The following is a 19,538-nucleotide window of genomic DNA, read 5'->3' as shown; positions in this document are numbered from 1 at the left end:
TTAACCTACCTTAGTGTCAATGAGTGCTTTTGAATATAAAAAGGCTGTTAGTGATATTCCTCATAAACCCGGCGTATATCAGTTTTGGGATACCGAGGGCATTCTAATTTACATTGGTAAGGCAAAAGACCTAAGAAACAGGGTTGGCTCCTATTTCAATAAGGATAATCAGATGAATGGAAAAACAAGGGTACTTGTTTCCAAAATCAGAAAAATATCCTTTACCATTGTTGATACTGAAATTGATGCATGGCTGCTCGAAAACAGCCTCATAAAAAAGCACCAGCCAAGGTATAATATCATGCTTAAGGATGATAAAACATACCCATGGATCATCATCAAAAAGGAAGCCTTCCCGCGTGTATTCTGGACCAGAAAAATGGTTAAAGATGGGTCTACCTATTTTGGCCCTTATGCCTCTGTTGGCATGATGCATACCATACTTGACCTAATTAAAGAAACATACCCGCTTCGTACCTGCAATCTCCCGCTTACCGATAAAAACATTAACGAAGGCAAATTTAAAGTTTGCCTGGAGTATCAGATCGGTAATTGTAAAGGCCCTTGTCAGGCTTATCAAACGCATGACGATTACGACAACGGTATAGAGGAAATCAAGGATATCCTTAATGGAAAAATAGGAAATGTAATACGAGATGTAAAGCAGGTAATTAAAAACTCTGTTGAACAGCTAAACTTTGAATACGCCCATCAATACCAGCTAAAGCTGCAGGTGTTAGAAAAATACCAAAGTAAGTCTACCGTAGTAAACAGTGCAATTACCAATATAGATGTAGTAAGTATTGCTTCAGATGAGCGGTATGCTTTCGTAAATTACCTAAAGGTAATGAATGGCAGTATTATTCAGACTCAAACCATCGAAATCAAGAAACGATTAGATGAAACCGATGAGGAATTACTAACCATCGCCATCACGGAGTTCAGAACAAAATTCCACAGTACATCTAAAGAGATCATTGTTCCTTTTGACATTGTACTTCTCGATACCAATCTGAAGTTCACTGTACCCAAACTGGGTGAGAAAAAAAAACTACTCGAGCTCTCACAAAAGAATGTGCTGTTTTTCAAAAAAGAAAAGTTAAACCAGTACGAAAAGCTCAATCCTGATTTAAGAACTGATCGTATCCTTACGCAAATGCAAAAGGATCTAAGGCTTACTCAATTGCCAAAACATATAGAATGTTTTGATAACTCCAATTTTCAAGGTCAGTATCCGGTATCCGCAATTGTAGTTTTTAAGGATGCCAAGCCATCAAAAAAAGATTACAGACACTTTAATGTTAAAACCGTTGAAGGGCCCAATGATTTTGCCACAATGGAAGAAGCTGTTTACAGGCGATATAAGCGTATGCTGGAAGAAGAAGGAACATTGCCTCAACTTATCATCATTGATGGCGGTAAAGGCCAGCTATCATCAGCTTTAACGAGTTTAAAAAAGCTGGGTATAGACAAAAAGGTTACCGTAATTGGAATTGCCAAGCGTTTAGAGGAATTGTATTACCCGGGAGATTCTTATCCCCTATACCTGGATAAGAAATCTGAGACACTAAAAGTGATTCAACAACTACGAGATGAAGCGCACAGGTTCGGTATCACCTTTCATAGAAAAAAACGAGATCAGGGAACATTAAAAACAGAACTGGAACAAATAGATGGTATAGGCAAAACGACTGCCGATAAGCTGTTAAGGCATTTTAAGTCCGTAAAGAAAATAAAAGAGGCATCAGAAGCAGCCCTTGCAGAAGTGTTAAACAAAAAACAGGTACAGACTCTGCTCAATTATTTTAAACAATAGGATTATACAATATACAATAGGGTATAAAACACGTCATCTCGACTTTAGGAGAGATCTCTTGTTTGTATTGTTCAAGAGATCTCTCCTAAAGTCGAGATGACGAAAAGGTTAAAATAAAATCCGTTCTAATACTCCCAAAGACTCTGTTCAAAATCAGAGATCGATTTCTTTATCCGTTCAGACTCATAAAGCTTTCTAGGATCTTTAGGATCGGTAAGACCTAACATATCCGTAATATTTTTATTTCCCGGATTGGTTTCTTTAACAACATAACTCGAGAACAACCTTCTAACAAAAAAATCATCAAAAGTTAAAGTAGAAGCATCATTACCCGGGTTATTAAGGCGTTTTTTGCTTAACAGCTCACGTGCATCATCATAATAAACCCAAAATACCGGTTGCCAGTGTCCTTCAACCTCTTTCATTGGCGCAATACCAACTATTCTTGGTTCAAAAACAGAGCGCTTAGAATCTAGTATCCAATCTTCCTTTATTCTGTATTTTAAAAACTCATCCGATCTTAATCTTCTTAAAGAAGGTTCGGCAATTTTACCCGTTGCAGAATCAGCTACACCTTCACTTACCCCTCTTGCACTTTGCAAAGCCTCCTGAGCAGTCAAAGCAATGCGAAACGAATCATTATCGTCAAGAATCTTCCCTGCGGTAGTATCTTTATTAGAATATACTGTTAACTCCTCGTTGCCAATCGCTTCTAATAAAATATCAATTAGTTTAGCATCTTCAGCTTTAAGAACCGAGTTAATGGTGTCTCTTAAATCAATTTCACGCCAAATTCTTTTCGCATAATAAACATCCTCTTCCCTTACATCAGCATATGGAACCATCACATTACTATCGATGTCCTTTCTTACGGCAAAACCATCCTTTGGAGGTGTTTTAATCTTAGTTTTCTTAAGTGAATCCACCTTAGCCGGAGCTGTCGGGACCTGTGCAAATGCACCCATACTTAACAACAATAATGCAACAATACCTAAGACATTTTTCATAATATTCTATTTTGCTACAAATGTAATTCCGTCTAAAACTTTTTGTCTTCCATCTGGCCCTTCGCAAACAATATCCTTAAAGATAACAGTTGCATTTGGCTTAATAGAATTTAAAGCCCCTTTAATCTGTCCGTTAAAACCACCACCACTGCATTGAATGGTAACCGCATCAGCCTTCGGATTAATAAAGGTAGCAGAAAATCTGATCACCCTGAATTTAACATCGAAAACGAAATCTTCAAGCTGTGTCTCAATTCCACCGGCACCTTCCAGCCATTCCAAAGGAACATTACCTCCGGCTTTTCCTTTAACATATGCTCTCGGAGTAGGCAATCCTTTAACTCTGAATTGCTGAGAACCCAGATTTAATGTTTTACCGGCGTTAGTAGCAGAAACATTAATACTTAAAGTTTTGCCAACCTGTCCACCATCAACATTAACAGTGTACTTACCATTACCGCCAGAAATAGATCCTCCTGAAATAGAAGCACGAACGCTTTCTAAAGGAAAACCAGCCGCCGAAACTGAGAATGGATTAGGAATACCGGCATAAATAACATTCATTTTATCTGGTGATACCGTTGCCGAAGGCTTAGCTACCTGATAGCTTTGCTCAGCAGTTGGATATTCTTTAATCTGTCCGTCGGTTTGTCTAACCCGGATAATCCCTTTCCATCTAAAAACACCAACACTGCCGGTGCTACCAGAATAAGTTCCTTTACCCTCTTTAACAGATAAAGCATTTCCGCCAACCGAAATTTCAGGATTAGATCTAGAGTCGCTAGCCGTTAAAAAAACCTGAGCAGTATACGGCTGGCCTTGTACCACATATGAACTTGGTGCAACAGCAACCGCTTCAAACTGATCTAAATTTACAAGGGCCTTATCCATGTTACCGAATAATTTCTTTACAACTTCAGCTTCAGCATTTTTAACATCCGACTGTATCTTGGTCAAAATTGTATTTGCGGCAGTAAGCGGAGTGCCTTCGCTAAAGTTAATATCCTCCCACTTTTTATTGCCGTTAATATTTTTCTCAGCGTCTTTGGCCTCAAGCGTAAAGGTTACACCTGCACGATCTTTCTCATCCAGTAAGGCAATTAATTTCTCACGGGTTTCATTGATCTTAACTTTAAGCTTCTGACCTTCTTTCTGATTAATCATAATGCCCTGTGCAATATCAAGGTTTGCTCTTTCAACAAGATCACCTGTTTCCTCATCAATACCTTTTCCTGCGGCATTAAACTTATCTTTCAGCTTCTGCACATAATTATTCAACTCATCTGCATAGGCTTTGGCTTTGTTGGCCTTATCCCATATTGGTTGAGCCCTTGCCGGCTCATCTTTAAGTTTTGTATTTTGAAATGATGTAAATAATTGTTCAATGCTTGTATTTACGTTAGTTTTTGAACTAACTAAACTATCATTGATATTTTTAAAAGCATTTAATATAGTATCTGATACGTTTAGGGCGAGCATAGCTAACAATACCAAATACATGATATTGATCATCTTCTGTCTCGTTGTCTGTTTTCCTCCGGCCATTCTAAATAGGTCTGTTTGGTTAATTAATAAATAAAATAATTACTAATTATCCGCGTGGCTGGTTCATAGCAGATAACATATTGCCATAAATAGCATTTAACGATGACAGGTTTTTAGCTAATTTACCTACTTCATCTTTAAACTGTTTAGAATCTTCCATTGATTCATTAAAGTTGTTCATCGTAAGCGATAAGTTCTGGTAAAACTTATTCATAGATTTCAAATGAGCACTTGAATCCTGTAGTTCTAATTCATATACAGCATTTAAAGCTGATAAATTTTTAGCCAATGTATTTACCTGCTCATGGTAAGATTTAGAAGCAACATTGCTTTCACCCATTTCTACCAATTGAGAAGTAGCTCTTTCAAATGCACTGTTTAAGCTATCAAAGCTTGCCGAAGCACCTTTAATTTTACCTGTAAATTCAGCTGTTGCAGTTGAAACATCAGCTACATTAGATATAGCAGCAACTTTATCTCCAAAAGTACGTAAACCCGTACCCAGGCTTTCAATCAATTCAGGACCAATTTTAGCGTCTACAAGCATCTTATCTAAGGCCGCAGTTGAAGAAAAACTTGCAGCAGGTGCAGCAACCGGTCTGGCCGAAGCCTTAGGCAGTTCCCCATCAAAATCGTCTCTTAATTCAGGATATACCCTTTCCCATGCTGGTTCAGGGTCAGGTTGAATGAATCCGGTTAGCGCAAAAAGAATTGCTTCTACCCCTAGTCCGGCACCAATCATATAATTACCCCAAACACCACCAAGGTGAAGGATTTTGAAAAGTGCTCCAAGAATTACCACACTAGCACCAAGCGATATAGCTAGGTGCATCTTATCAAATTTTCTATTTGCTGCCATTTTATTAAAATAAGGATTATCGGTTTTGGGTTTTGTTCGTTTAGTTTTTATAAGAAATATCAGTTCCAGGATATGAAGAAATACATCTGAAACCAATATAAGATCTTGCTTCATCCTGATACTCATAAGTACCAACAGAGTTTTGCAGGAAGAAACCTATGTCTTTCCATGAGCCACCCCTTACAACCTTACGTTTTTTGTATTTGCTGTCCGAAGTTTTAGCTACATAAGTAAAATTAGGATTAAAATCGTGTAGCATTGGCGCTGCTGATGGGTTGTAAGCAGTTATAGTCCACTCGGCAACGTTACCAGCCATATTATATAATCCGTAATCATTCGGAAAATACGATTTTACGTTTACGGTATACAAACCACCATCATCTGAATAGTTTCCGCGTCCAACTTTAAAGTTTGCCTGCATACACCCTTTGGTGTTACGCACATATGGCCCTCCCCATGGATATTTGGTTTTCACGTTACCACCTCTGGCAGCATATTCGAACTGAGCATCACTTGGTAATTGATACTCGGGTCTTGAATTAAGCGGTTGTTTTCTTGCTACCGCTACTGATTCATAGAAGCGTGTACGCCATACACAAAATGCAGAAGCCTGCTCCCAGTTTACACCAACAACAGGATAATCATCGTAAGACGGATGGTTAAAGTAAGTTTTAACCATTGGGTCATTCTGCGAATAGGAATAATCTACTTTCCAAACCATCGTATCAGGGTAAACTGGAATAGATGGGTGATGATTGGGATTAGAAGGATCAGGCAAATCTGTATAAGTAACAATAAAATCCTGTCTCTTTTTAGAAGGATCATTTCTTCCTTCGGCAGCCAGATCAGTGCTTACATAGCTGTAAGCATATCTTAATTTTCTGATATCAATTTCGTTTCTTCCGGGAATCGCATCAGCTCCGCTATAATACATATCGGTTAACTTGCTGCCGTATCCGCCATTTTTATTACTCCACAGTTGTGATCCGTTACCAACTTTTCTCCAGTCGATATTTCTTGTTCCACCAAGAGGAGTTGAGCCTGCCGGTCCTTGTGGTTGTGCCTGAAAATAGTTCGGTGCACCAGAGGGGCCTAAACTGGTTACAGCAATTGAATCTCTAACCCAGTTTACAAATTGCCTGTATTCAGCATTTGTAATCTCGGTCTGATCCATAAAAAATGCACTAAAGGAGGTCATTTTACTAGGCGAGCTCTGAGAGTTATTGATGTCCTCATCAGATATACCTATAAGGGTTCTACCAGGAGGTATGTAAACCATACCCAAGGGAATCCTATTATTTCTGAATTTTTTATTGTATACACCAACCAGTTCGCCCTGGCCGCCCTTTCCACAACTGGAAAGAAATATTGCAACGATAAAAAAACCTAATAAGTATCTGTTTCTCATAATTAGCATCAAGCAATTTCCTAACAATTTTATCAATAATGATTGATATAAACAATTATTGGGGGTAAAAATATGCTTAAAGACTAAAATGAACAGAATTTAGTTCAAATGAACTTAATTATTAAACTTTAAAGAAATAATGCTTAACTGTATGTTAAGCATTATTTGTTAGACTTTTTAATATAATTTTCTATAGCCATAATCATAGAAGGAGCCTCTGGAGAAGGGGCTGCAATGTCTACAATAAGGCCCGCATCCTTAACAGCTTTGTGGGTATTTACTCCAAAAGCAGCTATACGGGTATTGTTCTGTTTAAATTCAGGGAAGTTAGTAAACAACGACTGAATACTTGATGGGCTAAAGAACCCGATCACATCATAAAAAACTTCTGCCAGATCCGAAAGATCTGAAACAACTGTTTTAAATAATACAGCCGGAGTAAAATCATAACCATTCTTCTGCAAGAAATTCATAGTATCCTCAGTAGCCACGTCAGAGCAAGGGTAAAGGAACTTTTCACCTGCGTGTTTTTTCAAAACCTCGGCTAAATCTGCTGCAGTTTGCTTTCCAAAAAAGATCTTGCGCTTTCTATACTGAATGTATTTCTGCAGATATAAAGCAGTAGATTCTGAAATACAAAAATATTTCAGATCGGCAGGAACTTCGTACCTCATTTCTTCACAAATTCTGAAAAAATGATCAACGGCGTTTCTGCTGGTAAATACCACGGAGGTGAAATCACTTAACGTAATTTTGTCCTTTCTAAAATCCCTGGCAGGTACTCCTTCAACATGAATAAATGACCTAAAATCAATTTTCAAGTTATACTTTTTTGCCAAATCAAAGTAAGGAGATTTCTCTGTTTCTGGTTTCGGTAATGTTATTAAGATACTCTTTACCTTACGCAACCTATCTTCTGTCTTTTCTTGCATTTTACAAATTACACGGTTATAATCCTATTGCCTTGATTAAAATTAATATAGGGCAAATTTCGAGGGCACAAAAGTACAAAAACAAATAGACTTTTGAAAATCGATGATGAGATAAAATATTAACCCCTGCCCTTATGAACTGAAAAGCAAAGATCACGCCTAACAGTATAAAAGAGATAGCAATGTAGTATGGGCCATATTTTAAGGGGGATAATGCGAATGCTATAACCAGTGGAATGAAGATTAAAGAGAGGTTAAAATAACTCAAATATAATATTGTAACATATTCATTAACCGGCTTCTGAATGTTAAAAAGGTACCCTAATATCCTTAAAATAACTATTTTCATGATGTATAAAACCACAATAAGTATAGAAATGCTCAGGTAAAACTGGAAACCTGTACCTGGAAAAGAGATGTGATAAAAGCCTGAAACAAGGTAAAAGAACATTCCTATTGTAAAGCCAAACTGAACAAATAAGAGTAAAAAAGGCCACGATGTAAACAGGTTATCTTCCTTATTAAGATTGTTCAAAACCCTGTTACTAAAAAAAGATTGCACAATTGTTTGTAACTGTTTATTAAAGGATATTTTTAACACTGCAAACAAAACCAAAAGCAAAGCTACAATAGCCGGCACCCAAACTGAACCTTTTGGTACTGGTTTGCCCAATCTGTATTTACTTACCTTCATCGTGGTAAGCTCTTTATATCTGCTGATAAGATTAGAACGACCCACAACATTTGCCTTAATTATACTATCCATAATCATGTGTTTATGGACCATTGAATCTGGAAAAAGCCAACTGTGGGTCATTATAGAATCCGTAACAAATTGCTGACGGGCAAGAAAAGCCGGATCTTTTACAAATTTACGTTTGTAAGTTGTTGTTACAACAGAATCAACAGTCTGCGGTACTATCTGTGCATAAGTCCGGCTATAGCCTAAGGCAAAAAATAAGGAGACAATTAGTATAACACGACTCAAATTCATCGCCCCAAATTTAGATAAAACTTTTGAAGATCATGCCAATAGCATCTTTAATGAGACCTAGCTGGATCGCTACTAGTTCGAGACTAGTTCGAGACTGCTTTGAGACTGCTTCGGGTAAAGGTACCTTTTTTCCGAAGCAATCTGCTCTCAGTCCTTATTCTGTCTCGATTTTGTCCAAGCCCGGCTACCTCCGTGCATGCTCTGAGTACAGAGCCGGATTATAACTTTTTCTGTAGTATAAAAATGTTTATCTTTAACTAACCCTATATTGGCTAAGTATGGATCCCTACAACTCGGTTGTTAAAAAAACGGCCCCAACTGAAGCGCTTCAGGCTTTTGTATCTGAATATGTTTTCAGGATACTTACTGTACCAAAACATGAACCTGTGGTTAAAGCCATGCCCTTACGTGTAATGGGCTCTATTGATTTCTTTTTGGGCGACAGTTTCGAAACGATTAACTGCAATTCTAATCAGACTGAATCTTTTGCAAGATGTACCATTCGTGGTCCGCGTACACATAAAAAATATATCATTGCAATTAGTGGTCATTTTGTTTCGTTCACTATCAAATTTAAACCTGCCGGTTTGTACCGATTACTGGGTATTCCGGCAAATCTTTTTTGCAATCAGGCTATTGATGGACAGCTGTTATTTGCCAGTATATTTAAAGAAATAACCGAAAGACTGATGCCTTGTAGTGACATTAATGAGTGCATTGAAATTGTAGAGCCTTACTTGCTACAAATGGCATTAAAACACGCCAAAATTTACCCCTCTAAAGCGGTAAATCAAATGACAAGCCTGATTTTTAACAATAGAGCACCTGTATTTTTGCCTAAGGTATCGCTATCAGACAGGCAGCTGGAAAGGAATTTCGCAAAAGAAATTGGCACTACCCCCAAATTATATAGCAACATGGTTCGTTTTGAAAACCTGCTGCATTATAAAATTAATTTTCCTGATAAAAGCTGGACCGAAATAGCTTATGAGTTTAATTACTATGATCAGATGCATCTTATAAAATCCTTTAAAAAATTTCTTGATGTTACTCCAAGCGACTTTCGTGCTGGAAACTTTGCTATTTAATCAATTTTGAAACATCATTTTATGCTTAATATTCTAGCAAAGATGTCGTTTTTTTACTATTAAATTCAATTGCGCTGCTTGAAATTTGGATGTGCTTTTATTAAACATCCACCCATGAAAACTCATCAATCGCTATTATTACCAACGCTGATATTGTTGGGATTAGGAATGTTGATGTTGCTTACAGTAGCATCAATACTAAGCTGATCAGATGTTAATATGACCTCTGCAAAAAAGCTTAAATGATTCTATAACTTTTGAAGTTCTGCCATGCAGCTGAATAAACTGGAAAGTGCGAAACATCTCTATTCCTTTGATATCTACAATACTAAGTTCGTTCCTTTTTAGTTCACCAATAATAGTTTGCATGGATAAGAAAGCTGCAGCTTCTGAATGAAGAAGGTATTGTTTAATACTGACATTACTTTCTAGCTGCAGTTCAATTTTGAGGTCTTTTAGGTTTATGCCGACCTCGCTTAGTGCCTTTGATATAACATCCAGTGTACCAGAGCCATGCTCCCTAAGCACCAACGACAAGTCCAGTAGTTGCAGCGGAGTAATTTCGCCCTTGCGGGCTAGTGGGTTGTCAGACTTTGTGACCAAAACCAATTCATCGTCACTAAATTTTTCATAGTTTATCTGTGGATAATGCATCTGCCCTTCTACCATTGCCACATCTATTTTACCATCTATTACCAGTTGTGTAATAGATTCCGTATTCCCTCTGGTAAATGTAAATACGATTTCGGGATAAGCTGTTTTAAATAAAGCAAGGATTTTGGGCATGAAAGTTTGTGCCAATGTTGTGCTTGCCCCTATACGAAGGTTACCCCTTAGGCCATCACTTAACTGAGCCAGGTCGTTTTCGATAAGTAAATAAATTTCAAAGATTTTCGCGGTATGCTTTAATAAAACATTGCCCGCTGCTGTTAAGGAAATATGATTCCCGTTTCGAACAAACAAAGCAGTATTTAGCTGTTTTTCGAGCTCACGAATATGTCTGGTTACGGCAGGTTGCGTAATAAAGAGTTCGGCAGCTGCTTTGGTAAAGCTCAGTTTTAGTGCAACTGTTTGAAATACTTGTAACCTGAAATCGAATATCATAGGCACAATATATAAATATCCATAGAATTATGTAATGACCTTTAATAACTTTTTGTTATGACCTATAACTATAAACATCTTTTGCATTGGCTTCATTAATGCCATCTTTGGATAACACACAAATGAAACCTTATGTTAACTAACCAATTAAAACTCTTCGCTATTATTAGCACCACCGCCTTAATATGCAGTTGTAACGAACCGGGCAAGCACATACAACAGCATAATTTAAGCGAAACAAAACCCACTCCAGTTGTTAAAGATGTATGGCAGGCTCCTGAAGAGCACACTATACCAAAAAATTCCAAGGGCGAAATGATTCGCTATGGTAAAGATTTGATTGTAAATACCTCTGCCTACTTTGGCCCTAAAGGAAGATTGGGTAAATTTACCAATGGATTGAATTGCCAAAATTGTCATTTAGATGCAGGCACCAGGATATTCGGTAATAACTATGCTGCTGTGATGAGTAGTTACCCGAAGATTACTGCTCGCTCAGGGAAAATAATCAGCCCCGCAGCACGAATTAAAGGTTGTTTTGAGCGTAGCCTGAATGGCACAATGCCAGATTCTGCATCCAAAGAAATAAGAGCAATGCTGGCTTATATGGAATGGCTTAATCAGGGTGTTAAAGAACCTGAAGGCATGTATGGAAGGGGTACAGAAAAAATAGCCGTGCTGGATCGCCCTGCCGACCCTAAGAAAGGCGCATTGCTATATTCCTCAAAATGCAGAAGCTGTCATGGCGAAAATGGAGAAGGTATTGCTGCAGCTGGAGGCAAGACCTTTGTTTATCCACCATTGTGGGGTAAACTAAGTTATAATGATGGCGCCGGACTTTATCGCCTCTCTAACTTTGCGGGTTTTATTAAGAACAATATGCCTTTTGGTGCTTCTTACAAAAATCCGATATTAACAGACGAGGAATCATGGGACATAGCGGCTTTTGTTAACTCGCAGGCACGTCCTCACAAAGATCAACACAAAGACTACCCCGATTTAAAGAAGAAACCTGTAGATGCTCCATATGGGCCCTACGGAGATCAATTCTCGGAAAAACAACACAAATATGGCCCATATCAACCAATTAAAAATGCACACAAAACAAAAACATAAATGAAAAATCTAACCAAGTACATCTTTGCAATATTTGCAATCTTATTATTCACTGCCATCAAACCGGCCATGGCTCAAAACAGTCAGGAATTTCAACCGGCAAAAAGCAAGAACAAACAATATTATGCGCTTTATGCATTAAACAGCGGTGATGAGCAAAAGATAGCCGGAACATTAAGAAATATTAAAAACGCGTTGGAAGATCCGCGCTTAAAGGGAAAACTTCATATTGAGCTTATTGCCTTTAGCGGAGGCGTAGCAGTGTTCGATAAAAAAGGTCCCTTTAAAGAAACTTTACTCGATTTAAAATCTCGTGGAGTAGATCTTGTTCAATGTGAAAATACAATTAGGGAGCGCAAAATTGAGAAGAGCTCTTTGTATGATTTCATTAACTATGCGCCGAGTGGTAATGGTGAAATTATTTTGCGCCACTATGAAGGATGGGCAATTGTACATCCATAAATATTCTTTAAAATGAAGGTTTAACCCAACAATAATGAGCAAATTAAAACTAATCATATTTATACTAACAGTAGTATTTTTTAACAACACTACTGTAATGGCTCAGGATCATCGTTTCGATCCGCCATGGAATACACCTCCCGATTCAAAGGTGAAGTTTACAATTCCCGGGATTGATAATGTCCCTGATATTTATGGCGACATAAATGACCCTCAGCTGGTTGTATTTTTTGCCGGCAACCAGTTTATGGTTATTGATGATTTGATGAAATCATTTAAGCTTAAATACCCGCAGTATACCCGGGTGCTTGCAGAAACCCTTCCTCCTGGTATTTTAGCAAAGCAGATTGAAGCAGGTAGCATTGTTATTGGCAACATGCGGATAACATTAAAGCCAGATGTATACACTGCCGGCAAAAGCAGAATTGATGAAAGTAAGGACTGGTTTAGCAGAACTGGGCTTTATGCTAAAAATAAACTGGCTATAATGACCCGAAAAGGAAACCCAAAGCAAGTAAAAAAGCTGGCTGACCTGGGCCGCAGCGATGTGCGTGTGAGCATGCCTAATCCTGAATGGGAAGGAATTGGAAAACGCATTGAGGAAGCTTATAGAAAAGTAGGTGGAGATGCGCTTAGAAACACCATAATGGAAACTAAAGTGAAGGATTCGACAACATACCTTACTCAAATTCATCATAGGCAAACACCCATGCGCATTTTATATGAGCAAAGTGATGCAGGGCCTGTTTGGTATTCTGAAGTACATTATCAGAAAATGATTGGTCACCCGATTGAGTACATTGAGATTCCCGAAAACGAGAACATCAAGGCTCAGTACTATGCCGGTCAGCTTAAAAAAGCGCCGCATCCTAAAGCAGCTAGAGATTTTATGGATTTTCTTGTAAGTAAAGAGGCCCGTGCCATTTACAGCAAGTACGGATTTGAACTCCCTTAACCGGGAGTTCAAATTTTATTAATTTTCTTCTTTAAGCGGGCTCACTTTAATGGATTTGAATTTCACTTCACCATGCTTGGAGTAAAACCATAAAAACCCGCCTCTTTGTTCTGGAGTACGGTTTACAATGCATCTTTTGTTGTCAATTGAAACATCTATAATATCGTCTTTCACTATTATATCAAGCTTAATGGTTTTGTTTAAACCGCTAACAGCTCTGATCATTGTATTACCAAGGCTTACGGTTTGATTATTTGGTGAGAAGTTTAGTCGGTAACCAGCCTCTGCTTTTTCGCGTGATCTTAAGTACAGTCCATACTCATCAACCGAACCAGCTGTTTCTATTTCCATAGTAATCCGGCTATTTAATGGAATAGCCGCTGCATGGGCTGCTCCTACTCCATTAGGTGCTTTAATTGAAATACTGTTTTTGCTGACAATAGAAGCGTGCAGATCGGCAACCAGATCAGGTTGAATCTCTGTTCCAGTTTCAGGGATCATCTCGGTCGGGAACTTTGAACTTAGTGTCCCGTCTGCTTCCTGTATAATTTCGCGAAAGATGGCATTGCCGCCAAACCTTTCTCCACCATCATCCTTGTTTTGATCTCTAGAAGGAATCCATGCGGCTGCAATACGTCTGTTGTCTTTAAACTCAGCAGTCTTAACAACATTTGTCCACGACTCATTGATGGTTTGGTAACGGGGCTCTTCCCAAGGGCCATAAGGACTTTTAGATTTTACGTAATAGGTATCTCCATTGTCGCCATATACCAAATAATACCAGCCATTCCATAAGAAATAATCCGGGCACTCTGGTACTGATGATTGTCCGGTTAATACCGGGTCAAGTACAATCCAGTTCTTTAAATCTTTAGAAGTAAGGTGTACCAAAGCGCCTCCGGCATGCCTCAATACAGAATTCTCTTGCCAGCTGGATACAAATAAATGAAACTCTCCTGTTTTCTCATCAACAAACGCCTTTGGGTCCCGGAAATCTCTTTTGCTATAACCCGGAGCTGAGGTATAAAACGGGTTTGGTTTTTGCTTGTCGAAGTTAACACCATCAGGGCTTATTGCGTAACTCAGCTGTTCGTTTACCTGTCCTTCCTTGTTGACTAGCCGTGTTGCATAAAAAGCATAGTATTTATTTTTATAATACACGATGGAACCTGTACAGATGGATTTTTCCCACTCCTCATCAATTCCAAGCACTACTGGATGTTGCTTCCAGGTTTTTAGATCTGTTGTGGTACTTAAAACCCATTGATGGCCCCCTAATCCTTTAAGGCTTGCATGGTGCGCGGAGTCTAGAAGCCAATAAAACGAGTAAGTGCCGTTTCGCGAAAAAGGCATGCAATCACCAACAAACAAATCACCTTTAGGCCTCCAGTATTGAAGGTTCTTAGTGCTTTGAATTTTAGGATCGTACCGCACACCAAGCTGTGCCATAAGGCTATTGGTCGCAAAAACGATTAGCATTAATAGTAAACATCTTTTCATATGTGTTGTTTAAAGTAAGGTTCTTATTTAGTTTTACCTAAAGCCATACCAATAAGTTGTAGCAGCACAGTCGGCTTCGCCATGTGCCCAGCCCAACATTTCCAGATCATATTTAAAGTCTGTTTTAAAAGTTACGCCATCAAGATTCCTTGTTCTGGTAAAAGTATTGTGACCATAAGAATCTTCGGTATCGGCCCGAGGTGCATTGGCAAAAGGAGATTGATAAAGCACCACTGGAGCCCATGAAGTATTGTAATAATCTTCGGCTCCTGTGCCAAATTCTGAAGGGAAGGTTTCGCCGTCTACATATAGCTTCTGATCACCCTCACCATACCAGGTATGCATGTGATTGAATACTGCAAAACTATCTCCAAGGAAGATGCCTTTGCCTTTAATTTTGCTAAGCTGCCATTCAATAGCTCCGGATGTCTCATCCCATTTCTTTATCGGAACCTTTTCTGAAAACTTCCAATGTGCATGAAAATACATACTGTTACTATTCCATGAATAAGGCTGACTGATTGCTTTTAATGTGATGGAAACCGACTGATCGCTCTGGTTTTCTAATGATACAGTAGCAGATTTCTGATAAGGCATTGTCCACCTGGATATAATTTTTCCATCGCCAGTAACAGTTCTATACCAACTTTGYAAAGGCCTGCCACCTACTCCTGATCCTGAAAAATCACCTATCGGACATTCAACACTTTGCTCGCCATCAAACTTGATCTTAAGTATGGTTGATCTCAACAGCTTCTCTAGACTTTGATTATCCTGCGTTGAAACTTCAATGCTTAAGAATTTAACTGCATTTGTTCCCTTGGGCAGGTTTACAGATGCCGTTTGCTTTGGCAGAATAGTTTGATTTATTAATGACTGTTTTCCTTTACTAACATTAACAGGATTTAAAAGCTGCGTGTTAACTTTATCTAGTAAAGTGGTTAAACTCCTAGCCTCCTTTAAACTAAATGTTCTGACGGTTGTACTTGGGTCATATTTGCGGAAATTGATTTGATAATATCTGGGTTCCTTTATTTCGGGTTGTGCATCTTCCCAGGTAACCTTACAGTGTTTTGCGTAAGGCATGGGTAGATAAAGTGTACTGCCTCCTTTTTCTAATGGTTGATAACTGGAATGAGGGATTAATAAGGCTGGGCCCGGTTTTAGGTCGATCTTCATCAGATCGTAAGATGGTATAACAATTTCCGGTATGGGATTGTTATCAAAATAAATTCTCAGTTTGCCCGCTCTTTTAAAAGTGGTTAGCCAGAAACGCACCAGTGCACCGGGGCCTTCCTGATCGAGCATAACATATTCTTTATGCCCTTCATTCTGCTCTACCCTTATAAATTGTGAGTTATCGCCATTGGCAAACCATCCTGGTTTATCCGGCGAAATGGAATGACGATCGTAACTGCTGGCCTGCCCTGCACTGTAATAAGGCTTGGGCCAATAAGTAACAGCATTAAAATCTGTCATTTCTTTAAGCAGTGAGGCTGTGGATACCGTTTGTGCGTGTCCAATAAATCCGCCAGCTATCAATAATATTATTAAAAAACCTGTTGTAAATTTTTGCATATGATTAAATCGCTCTACTTTTTACCAGAAAAATCAACCTGCACAGTATTCTTAATTGGCTTTATCCTGAAAACTGTTTTATCATCTGGCTTACTAAAGGTACCTTTAATTGCTGTAATAGAATAGTCCATTCCTTCAAACTGGCAATCAATTTTATTGGCATTGATTGCTTTAAACGGAAGCACAGCATTTTCTGCAGCAGTCATATCCAAGAACCAGTTGATAGGCTTGCCACCTTTAACACTTAATGTCATTTGCCTTTCATCAATATCCATAACCAACGATGCACCCTTGTCTTTTAAAGGCCATATGATGTGTAATTTTCCTGTAGCCGGGCTTTCGATGACAGGATTCCCTCCTTCAAGCAATACTTCTTTGCCATTCTCCAGGGCTTTAAAACGCATACCCGCTATAGTGCCGGGCTTACTCCAGATATAACCGTCTACAAAAGGAAGTGTAAAAAAAGAGCACTCATTAGAGGTTGCTTTATCTTTGGTATAAACAGAAGGGAATTCCTCATTAAACAGGTGAATATCACGAAAGTTTAAAGATCCGTTTTCCCACAATAAGTTAACCCTATAGAACCTGCTGTTGAACCACACAGTTTTCCGGTTGCTTCCCGGAAGGTCTGTATTTACTGTAACAGAAGTTGCCGGGGTTACTTTATAATTATCTTTAAACCACTGTCCGGATTCTGCCAATGTTTCTACTTTTACTTTGTTCTCGTCTCTAAGTTTTGCAATTAACGGTAACTGAATCTGAAAACCTTTTGACATTGCATCCCAGGTAAACGAATTCTCCTGACCCGCCTGAGTGTAGGCAAATTCCATAGACTCTCCTTCAACAAATTCTTTAAAGAACCAGTTTACCCAGGTAGAATCTCCTCCGGCATCAGGATAAACAGGCTCAAGTGTAATTACCCCTTGTCTGTCGGTACCTAAACCATTGTCGTATTGACGGATCGGATCGCTTCCAAGCATTCTGAAAATGGGAACAGGTAATTGGTTCTTTTCATTTTGTGCCGGCATGTACGAATTTATTTTGCTTGGGTAATAAGCCTGATTCCAATAGCCACCCCATAAGGTATAGCCATCTGTACCTACCTGATCTTTACAATTGCTGGAGGCTATAATATGATATTTTTCGTACAGGTAATTTAAGGTATGAGAATCAATGAACCAAGAGCCTACGGATTTAGGATAATATCCAAATATGCTTTTAAAATCGGCCATGTACACATCGGCCAGTTTCTCACGCTCTTCTGGAGAATACCCTGTAGAAAAACCAATATCCGCATGCCAGTCCCAAGGATAACGTCCACGCCATTTCAGTCCGGCTTTCTCTACCATTGGTTGTGGAATTTCCCACCATGCACCAATTTCGAAAGCATCCTTAGGTAGGCTTTTTAGCAGCTTTTGATAACGGCTGTCCATCAGTGCATCATACTGTAATAGGAAAGTCCCACCTAAACGGTACTTCTTCATCATTTCTACTTGCTTAACTACCGTTTGATAAAGCACATCCTCAGTAATCTTTGGATCTCTGGGTTCTAGCAAACGGATAAAATTCACAATATTGATGATTTTTGGTTTTGGTTTTTCTTTGGTATGACCAGAAAATGGACTTGCAATACCTGCAAGGAAGCAAAGTAAAAAAAGGAATCTTGTTCTCATTGGAATATAAATGGTTTTCATCATTACCACAAATTTAACGCTATGAAATCCTTAGCCATCCTGTACTGTTCTGGCCTGATAAGCAAGTATCAAAAAGTATAAAGAAAATGTTCTTTACTATAAAAGCGCTATTTTGATTTACGGTTAGCTTTGATAGATATACCCAAAATTTATAATGATGAGATTTATCCTACTACTTTCCTTTTTTCTGTTCCTTTTTCAAGACACCTGTTTTTCTATTGAAATAGAGAACCGTGATATTAAGCATAATGTTAGTGCCAAAACAATTACAATCACTGTTCCTGATAAAAAAACATCAATTACAATTGATTATTCAAATGGCTGTGTAATTAAACAATTGAGTTTAAATGGGAAAAATACGCTTTCTCCGTCAGGGGTTTATACAGGAATCAGAACAAGTAATGCAACCTTTTCTTCGGCCGATGATAATAAGCATATCACGCTTACTAAAAACGCGAATGGGATAACGTTAAGTGGCATTAGCTATGGAAATGGCACAATTTCAGTGAAAGAAGTGTGGGATTTCAAATTGAATGGCAACAAGATAATTTGGGATATCACACGTGATTACAATAATGCTGCTAGTCTGGAAGATATGGCATTTCCTAAATGGAATTTTACTGACCTATCTGTTTGGAAAGGGGGAATTATGGATAATGGTGGCATGGTTTGGTGTAAATACCTTAAACAGGTAAACGATACGTATGGCGTGCATACAGGCGGAGTAACTTTCTGGAATACCGAATCTGGAGATGCATTGCGTATTACAGCAAAAACTGATAAAGGCAAGGAGATTGCTTCAAAGTATTCGCATAGCGAGAAAAATGAGTTTACCTGTACGCAATTAGTAACAGATACACAACTGAAACAGCGATACGACTTAAGCAGGTTTGTGTCGGGCAAGGCCGATGTATTTGCTCCTTTTKAAGTTAAAAAAGGAAAACTTAAAGTAAGTTTTGAACTGCAATATGTGGATTATAACCGCGAATATTCAAGGGGAACCTTGGCGGGTATTGATGCCGTGGCAGTACGGGAACTGCTAAACACAACCGGGCGATATGGTGTAGTAGATAACAATATAATAGGTGCAAATGGCTGGTTAACGAATTGGAAATGTTTGCATGAGCCTTTCTTTGCACAGATCGGGATGGCGGTAAATGACCCGAACTATACCAACAACATGTCGGCAACACTAGATCAGGAGCGGGACCAGGCCATGCTTGGTGATGGCCGTGTTTTATCGCGCTGGCACAATGCTGCTGGTGATGAGATACCGGGAACATATAATTCTAAGACCGGATATTATGAAGCAATGTGGGGCTATACAATAGACTCTCAAACAGGCTACGTGATTAATACCAGCGAGCAATTTGATTTAAACGGAAATGTTGATTGGTTGCGGTCTCATCAATTGAGTGTAGAAAAAGCCTTGGATTGGCTTTCGAATCGCGTTTGATCAGCCAATCCAAGGCTTTTTCTA

16 protein-coding genes are annotated in these 19,538 nt (G+C 38.6%); 6 read left to right on the top strand and 10 right to left on the bottom strand.

Annotation, left to right across the window (positions count from 1 at the left end):
* The first annotated feature begins 19 nt into the window (after positions 1–19).
* Positions 20–1,816, top strand: a complete 1,797-nt coding sequence (gene uvrC / locus AC1DDX_RS02725) for an excinuclease ABC subunit UvrC (protein ID WP_288883885.1) — start codon at positions 20–22, stop codon at positions 1,814–1,816.
* Positions 1,817–1,941: 125 nt separating this feature from the next.
* On the opposite strand, the gene porN is transcribed toward uvrC, so the two are convergent.
* The 6 genes from porN to AC1DDX_RS02695 all read right to left on the bottom strand — a co-directional run bounded on the left by porN (position 1,942) and on the right by AC1DDX_RS02695 (position 8,561).
* Positions 1,942–2,823, bottom strand: coding sequence for a type IX secretion system ring subunit PorN/GldN (porN, locus tag AC1DDX_RS02720; protein WP_172661675.1), 882 nt, complete (start codon positions 2,821–2,823; stop codon positions 1,942–1,944).
* A gap of 6 nt (positions 2,824–2,829) precedes the next feature.
* Positions 2,830–4,368, bottom strand: coding sequence for a type IX secretion system motor protein PorM/GldM (gene porM, locus AC1DDX_RS02715; protein ID WP_172661676.1), 1,539 nt, complete (start codon positions 4,366–4,368; stop codon positions 2,830–2,832).
* A 46-nt stretch (positions 4,369–4,414) separates the two neighbouring features.
* Positions 4,415–5,227: a type IX secretion system motor protein PorL/GldL gene (gene porL / locus AC1DDX_RS02710; protein ID WP_172661677.1), complete on the bottom strand. Its 813-nt coding sequence runs from the start codon at positions 5,225–5,227 to the stop codon at positions 4,415–4,417.
* A 40-nt stretch (positions 5,228–5,267) separates the two neighbouring features.
* Positions 5,268–6,635 (bottom strand): T9SS ring complex lipoprotein PorK/GldK, encoded by a 1,368-nt coding sequence (porK, locus tag AC1DDX_RS02705; protein ID WP_172661678.1) that lies wholly within the window; start codon positions 6,633–6,635, stop codon positions 5,268–5,270.
* Positions 6,636–6,796: 161 nt separating this feature from the next.
* Complete coding sequence (locus AC1DDX_RS02700; protein ID WP_048907674.1) at positions 6,797–7,567, bottom strand: uroporphyrinogen-III synthase; 771 nt, start codon at positions 7,565–7,567, stop codon at positions 6,797–6,799.
* A 16-nt stretch (positions 7,568–7,583) separates the two neighbouring features.
* On the bottom strand, positions 7,584–8,561 hold the full coding sequence (locus AC1DDX_RS02695; protein WP_172661679.1) for a DUF4271 domain-containing protein: 978 nt from the start codon (positions 8,559–8,561) through the stop codon (positions 7,584–7,586).
* Positions 8,562–8,839: 278 nt separating this feature from the next.
* Here AC1DDX_RS02695 and AC1DDX_RS02690 point away from each other — a divergent pair, with 278 nt between their 5' ends.
* Complete coding sequence (locus AC1DDX_RS02690) at positions 8,840–9,649, top strand: helix-turn-helix domain-containing protein (protein ID WP_172661680.1); 810 nt, start codon at positions 8,840–8,842, stop codon at positions 9,647–9,649.
* 207 nt (positions 9,650–9,856) lie between these two features.
* On the opposite strand, the gene AC1DDX_RS02685 is transcribed toward AC1DDX_RS02690, so the two are convergent.
* Positions 9,857–10,753 carry a LysR family transcriptional regulator gene (locus AC1DDX_RS02685; protein WP_172661681.1) on the bottom strand — a complete coding sequence of 299 codons (897 nt, stop codon included), beginning with the start codon at positions 10,751–10,753 and terminating at the stop codon, positions 9,857–9,859.
* Between the two features lie 132 nt (positions 10,754–10,885).
* On the opposite strand from AC1DDX_RS02685, the gene AC1DDX_RS02680 reads away from it, so the two are divergent.
* Genes AC1DDX_RS02680 through AC1DDX_RS02670 form a run of 3 tightly spaced genes read left to right on the top strand, consistent with a single transcriptional unit; the run spans position 10,886 to position 13,286 of the window.
* Positions 10,886–11,869 carry a c-type cytochrome gene (locus AC1DDX_RS02680; protein ID WP_337717323.1) on the top strand — a complete coding sequence of 328 codons (984 nt, stop codon included), beginning with the start codon at positions 10,886–10,888 and terminating at the stop codon, positions 11,867–11,869.
* The gene (locus AC1DDX_RS02675) at positions 11,870–12,331 is read left to right on the top strand and encodes a DsrE family protein (protein ID WP_172661683.1); all 462 of its coding nucleotides are present in this window, start codon (positions 11,870–11,872) and stop codon (positions 12,329–12,331) included. It begins immediately after the preceding gene.
* Positions 12,332–12,365: 34 nt separating this feature from the next.
* The gene (locus AC1DDX_RS02670; protein ID WP_337717321.1) at positions 12,366–13,286 is read left to right on the top strand and encodes a molybdate ABC transporter substrate-binding protein; all 921 of its coding nucleotides are present in this window, start codon (positions 12,366–12,368) and stop codon (positions 13,284–13,286) included.
* Between the two features lie 18 nt (positions 13,287–13,304).
* Here the strand turns inward: AC1DDX_RS02670 and AC1DDX_RS02665 are convergent, their stop codons facing one another.
* From AC1DDX_RS02665 to AC1DDX_RS02655, 3 genes are read right to left on the bottom strand one after another with little or no spacing between them, the layout of a single operon-like run.
* Positions 13,305–14,786 (bottom strand): family 43 glycosylhydrolase, encoded by a 1,482-nt coding sequence (locus AC1DDX_RS02665; protein ID WP_337717319.1) that lies wholly within the window; start codon positions 14,784–14,786, stop codon positions 13,305–13,307.
* Between the two features lie 33 nt (positions 14,787–14,819).
* Positions 14,820–16,364 carry a glycoside hydrolase family 172 protein gene (locus tag AC1DDX_RS02660; RefSeq protein ID WP_172661686.1) on the bottom strand — a complete coding sequence of 515 codons (1,545 nt, stop codon included), beginning with the start codon at positions 16,362–16,364 and terminating at the stop codon, positions 14,820–14,822.
* A 14-nt stretch (positions 16,365–16,378) separates the two neighbouring features.
* A complete protein-coding gene (locus AC1DDX_RS02655; RefSeq protein WP_216854413.1) occupies positions 16,379–18,061 on the bottom strand; it encodes a hypothetical protein in 1,683 nt (560 codons plus the stop codon).
* Between the two features lie 151 nt (positions 18,062–18,212).
* Between AC1DDX_RS02655 and AC1DDX_RS02650 the strand changes: the two genes are divergently transcribed.
* Positions 18,213–19,514, top strand: a complete 1,302-nt coding sequence (locus AC1DDX_RS02650; RefSeq protein ID WP_477621761.1) for a hypothetical protein — start codon at positions 18,213–18,215, stop codon at positions 19,512–19,514.
* The last annotated feature ends 24 nt before the right edge of the window (positions 19,515–19,538 follow it).

The sequence above is a fragment of the Pedobacter sp. 10L46_2 genome (assembly GCF_056395165.1).
This window is presented reverse-complemented; position numbering and strand designations above follow the sequence as displayed.

Excerpts from the sequence above, each read along its gene's own strand:
- AC1DDX_RS02670 (WP_337717321.1), top strand. The coding sequence starts at position 12,366 with ATGAGCAAATTAAAACTAATCATATTTATACTAACAGTAGTATTTTTT.
- AC1DDX_RS02680 (WP_337717323.1), top strand. The coding sequence starts at position 10,886 with ATGTTAACTAACCAATTAAAACTCTTCGCTATTATTAGCACCACCGCC.
- AC1DDX_RS02690 (WP_172661680.1), top strand. The coding sequence starts at position 8,840 with ATGGATCCCTACAACTCGGTTGTTAAAAAAACGGCCCCAACTGAAGCG.
- porM (WP_172661676.1), bottom strand. The coding sequence starts at position 4,368 with ATGGCCGGAGGAAAACAGACAACGAGACAGAAGATGATCAATATCATG.
- AC1DDX_RS02675 (WP_172661683.1), top strand. The coding sequence starts at position 11,870 with ATGAAAAATCTAACCAAGTACATCTTTGCAATATTTGCAATCTTATTA.
- AC1DDX_RS02655 (WP_216854413.1), bottom strand. The coding sequence starts at position 18,061 with ATGATGAAAACCATTTATATTCCAATGAGAACAAGATTCCTTTTTTTA.
- porN (WP_172661675.1), bottom strand. The coding sequence starts at position 2,823 with ATGAAAAATGTCTTAGGTATTGTTGCATTATTGTTGTTAAGTATGGGT.
- porK (WP_172661678.1), bottom strand. The coding sequence starts at position 6,635 with ATGAGAAACAGATACTTATTAGGTTTTTTTATCGTTGCAATATTTCTT.
- AC1DDX_RS02665 (WP_337717319.1), bottom strand. The coding sequence starts at position 14,786 with ATGAAAAGATGTTTACTATTAATGCTAATCGTTTTTGCGACCAATAGC.
- porL (WP_172661677.1), bottom strand. The coding sequence starts at position 5,227 with ATGGCAGCAAATAGAAAATTTGATAAGATGCACCTAGCTATATCGCTT.
- AC1DDX_RS02695 (WP_172661679.1), bottom strand. The coding sequence starts at position 8,561 with ATGAATTTGAGTCGTGTTATACTAATTGTCTCCTTATTTTTTGCCTTA.
- uvrC (WP_288883885.1), top strand. The coding sequence starts at position 20 with ATGAGTGCTTTTGAATATAAAAAGGCTGTTAGTGATATTCCTCATAAA.
- AC1DDX_RS02700 (WP_048907674.1), bottom strand. The coding sequence starts at position 7,567 with ATGCAAGAAAAGACAGAAGATAGGTTGCGTAAGGTAAAGAGTATCTTA.
- AC1DDX_RS02685 (WP_172661681.1), bottom strand. The coding sequence starts at position 10,753 with ATGATATTCGATTTCAGGTTACAAGTATTTCAAACAGTTGCACTAAAA.